The following is a 5,349-nucleotide window of genomic DNA, read 5'->3' as shown; positions in this document are numbered from 1 at the left end:
GGATATTCTCTTCCTTTAACTTCTTTTTGCTCTTCTATTACGATGTGAAGTTAGCCTTGATTGCCGCGGTTCTAGTCTTGATCTCCATGTCAGTGACAGTGGGCGTAGGGATTAGCCAAATTCGCTATCAACGGAAACTACTCAGCATTCAAGGGAAAATATCCGGAACCGTCCTGCAAATCATTAATGGTATCGCCAAGTTCCGGACGGCAGCGGCAGAGAAACGAGCGTTCTTTCTCTGGGCGAGGTTATTCGGAGAGCAGAAGCAAACGGCGTATCAAGCTCATATGGTCGAGAATGCTCATGGCGTATTTCATGCAATATTTCCTACGATTACGTCAATTATCTTGTTCTATATGGTCGCTTCAGGGGATACATCGTTCAGTGCGGGTAAGTTCATTGCATTCTTTGCTGCATTCTCCTCCTTTCTTGGATCTATGTTAGGTATGTCTAGCGCGATTATATCCGTTGTTCAGATCGTACCTGTGTACGAGAGAGCGAAGCCGATCCTGCAGACTGTTCCAGAAGTTCACGAAGCGTTGGATGACCCAGGTGAATTAACAGGAGCCATTGAAGTTCGGCATCTACATTTCCGTTATAGAGCTGACCAGCCGATGGTAGTGAATGATATTTCACTTCAAATTCGGCCAGGTGAATTTATCGCTCTAGTTGGTGCTTCGGGTTGCGGGAAATCTACTCTGCTCCGCTTGTTGCTTGCCTTCGAGAAGCCGGAATCCGGCACGATCTATTATGACGGGCAGGATATGAAGATGCTCGACGTTCGTGCCTTGCGCAGCCAATTGGGCGTTGTTCTGCAGAATGGTAAGCTGATGTCTGGCGACATCTTCTCGAACATTGTCGGTTCTTCCAACTTGACGATCGATCACGCTTGGGAAGCGGCACGTATGGCCGGTATGGATGGCGATATTCGGCAAATGCCGATGGGTATGCATACGGTAGTATCCGAAGGAGGATCGACACTATCTGGTGGACAACGTCAGCGACTACTGATCGCAAGAGCGATCGCGAGGAAGCCGAATATCATTCTGTTCGATGAAGCTACGAGCGCACTTGACAACCGGACTCAAGCGATCGTCAGCGAGAGCCTGGAGAAACTGCAAGCTACCCGAATTGTAATTGCACACCGACTAAGCACCATTATGAATGCGGATCGGATCTACGTACTGGATAAAGGACGTATTGTACAATCGGGAACATACACCGAATTGATCGGTGAAGACGGGTTGTTTGCAGAACTTGCGAAACGGCAATTAGCCTAACTATGAAACTTTAACTAGATTTTAAGTTAGCTTCAGTAGGGTTTGATATTGACCTGATACAATGATTGTTGTAAGGCAAAAATCATTTATTGGAGGATTTATTCATGAGCTGGACTCAAGAGGAAATTCAAGCAACCGTACAACAAGTATTAACGAAAGCAAGTTCGGACGATCAGTTCAAGGCATTGTGTCTGAGCGACATTCGCTCCGCAGTTAAGCAAGCAACTGGCAAGGAAATTCCGGCCGAGTTCAAGCTGAACGTAGTTGACGGCGCATCGTACCACGCAACAATCGTACTGCCTGCTGTTAAGGCATCCGAGGATGAATTGTCCGAAACCGAGTTGGAAGCAGTGGCTGGCGGAAGCAAGAGTTCCGTCACAGAAACATTCAATGATATCGGCGGCGCTATTACTGGTGCAGCCAACACGGTTGGAGGTGCTGTTACAGGTGCAGCTAATACAGTGGCCGACTCTGTAACAGGTGGAACCCTTACGTTTATCAATAACATTCAAAGTCCTATTAAGTAATCATTCATAGTGTTCAAAATCAAGTTTTGGGAGGAATTAATTTATGAGCTGGACTCAAGAAGAAATTCAAGCAACTGTACAGCAAGTTATGACCAAGGCAGGTTCGGATGAACAGTTCAAGGCCCTGTGCGTGAGCGACATTCGTGCAGCAGTAAAACAAGTAACCGGCAAAGAAATTCCGGCCGAGTTCAAGCTGAACGTAGTTGACGGCGCATCATACCACGCTACAATCGTACTGGCTGCTGTTAAGTCGTCCGAGGATGAGTTGTCCGAAACCGAACTGGAAGCAGTTGCTGGCGGAAGCAAAAGCTCTGTCACAGAAACGTTCAATGATATCGGTGGCGCTATTACAGGTGCAGCTAACACAGTTGGAAATGCCGTTACAGATACAGCTAACAATTTTGGCAACAAGCTGGAAACTGCAACTGATAGGTTAGCAACCCGCGTTCAAAATACTATCTAGTAACAAGCTGGTCGCTTATAATCTTGTCTACATCATTTGCAATGAAAACCCCGAGCAGTCGGGGTTTCATTGCAGCTTTGGTGGGATAGGTTCGTTCTATTCATGCTAGCTATGGAGGTGCTGGCTTGTACCAATTGATTCATCTTGATGGCAGCAATTCCGCTCGTTACGAGGCGTTAACCTTCCAGCACTTAGCTCCCTTACTACAGCGAATTGACGGGGATCCAACAATCCTCGCTATAGGGGCTGAGGAGCTCTCCTTAATCCCTACATCTAGTGATGAACGACGTCCGATYGGCCTCGTGGTTGCACGTTGGATTCCGAATACGAAGAAGGCCGAAGTTGTATCTTTCTTCGTGAATCCTACGTTCAGAAGGATCGGTGTCGCTACTTCTCTGCTGAACTTATTGGAATCGGAGTTAAGGGCTCTTGGATGCAGAGAAAATCGGTTTGTATATTATTCTGGAAAATCAATCACACCGATATTAGAAGCCTTTTTGCAAAAAAACGAATGGTCCGTGCCTGTTTTGGAAGCTAAAGTATATCGTGCGGACATACGAATCGCAGAGGCCCCTTGGTTGAGGAAAACCCGATTACCGCATCCTCTACGATGCTTGTTGTGGAGCGATTGCCCGGAGTCGGCGAAGATCAATTTGAAGCAATCGGCGGGTGAACGATATCCGCATTTTCTATCCCCATTCAAGGAAGATTTCCGGCGCGAGTCTAGTAATAGTATAGTGCTAATGAATGAAGCGGAGATCGTCGGTTGGTGCATCACAGGTCGACTCGCACAGGATACCGTCCTGTATGATAGCGTGTTCGTTAACGAAGAGTATCGTAATTCCGGTTGCGCTTTCATTATGCTCGCTCAATCTATCAATTTGCAGCTGGAACAAAACATTCCTTACGCGATGTTCACTGTGAATCAGATTACTCCCTACATGATCCGAATTGTGGATCGCTGGCTTACTCCGTATACGAATCGAATATCGGAGAAACGTGCAGCACTCAAGCCATTGTGATTGGAGGAAGCACTTGTGACAACACAGATTCAGCAAGTCGCAGTAACAGGCATGGGCATCATGTGTGCGCTCGGGGACTCATTTGACCAAGTGTATGCTCAGATGATGGAAGGTCGTACCGGGATTGGAGCTGTTGAACGATTCCCTACCACTCGATTCCAAAGTGGGATTGGTGCCGAAATCAAGCATTATGACCCGAACTTCCACTTCAGCGGCGATGAGCGCCACAAATACGATCTGTGCGCGCAATATGCGATACTTGCCGTACGACGGGCGTTGGATGATAGTCGTGTGGGGGAACTCCACCATAAGGATAGAACGGGCCTTGCTCTAGGGACTTGCAATGGAGGCATCGTATCCTTGGAGGAGCAATGGACGATTGAGCATCTGGATGAAGCAAGAACAGCCCGATATCCGTTCTATCAGCAAGGGGATCATGTGGCCGACTATTATAAGCTGAACGGTCCAGTCGTAACGATCAACACGGCTTGTGCCGCCAGTGGCAACGCAATCGGCTACGCCTACGATATGATACGTTGGGGATATGCCGACAGAATGATCGCGGGTGGTTCGGACCCCTTGTCGCACTCCGTGTACGCGGGTTTTAACGTACTGCGTGCGCTGAACCCACAGCCAACTTCGCCATTCGGCAGCCAATATGGTCTAAGCTTGGGTGAAGGTGCTGCCTTCTTAGTATTGGAGCCGCTCTATCGAGCGATCGAGCGTGGCGCTACGATCTATGCAGAGATTTGCGGCTATGGGATGAGCAATGATGCCCATCATGAGACCGCACCCGAACCGGAAGGACGCGGCATTCAGATCGCTGTTCAGATGGCGCTGCAGCAATCCGGCGTTACTCCACATCATATCGAATATATCAATGCGCATGGCACAGGGACACAGGCGAATGACCGTGCCGAGATCAGCGGCTTACGGTCCGTCTTCGCAGATCGACTACCACAAATTCCACTCAGTTCCAGCAAGGCATACTTCGGACATAACTTGGGAGCAGCAGCTGCCATTGAATTCGCAACCTCACTATATGCAATTCGGCATGGGTATCTTCCAGCTACATTACACCATGATGCTCCACGAGAAGGCTGCGAGGACGCGAATATTATCGCTAATCAGATGATAGCCGGCGTACCAGCCTATATGCTCAATAGCAACTCTGCTTTCGGTGGACATAATGTGTCCATTGTAGCTCGAACAAGGAATATTTCCGTCAACAATCCGTCGAATGCCCCTTCACCCATGATGGTAAGGCGAGTCGGCATAGTCGGTATAGGTACGGTTTGCGCCATAGGCGCCCATAAAGGAACATTGCTGCCAGCGTTCAACGGATATGAGGCAGCAGATGAACCATTCATATTCTCGTTGAAAGAGTTCGCCAACCAACTATATGAGCGCAGAATGAATCGGCTGTGCCAATCGAGCATCGGGGCGGCAGCTATGGCGCTAGAAGATGCCGGCTGGAAGACGGACGGTGAGGACGGACTTCGAACAGGGTTTATATACGGAACCTCACGCGGCAGTACGGACAGCATTGGCAAGTTTCTGAACAGCGTCTTCACATCCGGACCGGAATTTGCTAGCAGCATTCATTTTCCGTACACCGTCATCAACTCCGTTGCAGGCAAGACGTCTGAGAAGTTAGGATTGCGCGGCTTCGGTAGCTCGATCAGCTCTGGGGGCAACGAAGGACTGCTAGCAGCGTTGCATGGCTGCGGCATCATTCGTAGCGGGGTACACGAACGCTGTTTGATCGGGGTAGGCGATGAGCGTTCCGAGCTATCCACCAAGATTGATAAGGCCAAAGGACTGGATTCCAGCCGATTCGATCGAGCAGAAGGCAGTATATGCATCGCATTATCCGAGTTAAGCTATGCTGCGGAGAACGGATTACGGGTGTACGCCGAGCTGCGGGGATTCGGAACGACCTTTGGAGGGGGTATTGGAAGCTCCGATGGGGAGGATGCTCTTGGCTTTTGTATGCGTGACGCGATTGAACAGGCTGCTCTTGCTGCAGATCAGATCGATTTTGTCCTGCTGAATTC

At 49.1% G+C, this 5,349-nt stretch carries 5 protein-coding genes; all 5 read left to right on the top strand.

All coding sequences use genetic code 11. The features are described from left to right. The coding region (locus AC1DWB_RS30880; RefSeq protein WP_477544929.1) for an ATP-binding cassette domain-containing protein at positions 1 to 1,280 on the top strand (1,280 nt) is incomplete at its 5' end. Positions 1,281 to 1,384: 104 nt separating this feature from the next. Further along, positions 1,385 to 1,807, top strand: coding sequence for an NHLP leader peptide family RiPP precursor (locus tag AC1DWB_RS30875; protein ID WP_477544928.1), 423 nt, complete (start codon positions 1,385 to 1,387; stop codon positions 1,805 to 1,807). 43 nt (positions 1,808 to 1,850) lie between these two features. Beyond that, the gene (locus tag AC1DWB_RS30870; RefSeq protein ID WP_477544927.1) at positions 1,851 to 2,270 is read left to right on the top strand and encodes a hypothetical protein; all 420 of its coding nucleotides are present in this window, start codon (positions 1,851 to 1,853) and stop codon (positions 2,268 to 2,270) included. Between the two features lie 125 nt (positions 2,271 to 2,395). After that, complete coding sequence (locus AC1DWB_RS30865; protein WP_477544926.1) at positions 2,396 to 3,292, top strand: GNAT family N-acetyltransferase; 897 nt, start codon at positions 2,396 to 2,398, stop codon at positions 3,290 to 3,292. Between the two features lie 15 nt (positions 3,293 to 3,307). Next, positions 3,308 to 5,349, top strand: a 2,042-nt coding sequence (locus tag AC1DWB_RS30860) for a beta-ketoacyl synthase N-terminal-like domain-containing protein (protein ID WP_477544925.1), incomplete at its 3' end; no start/stop codon positions are given.

Source organism: Paenibacillus sp. P4_E11 (assembly GCF_056401635.1).
The sequence above is the reverse complement of the archived record's forward strand: the minus strand, read 5'-3'. Positions and strand labels throughout refer to the sequence as shown.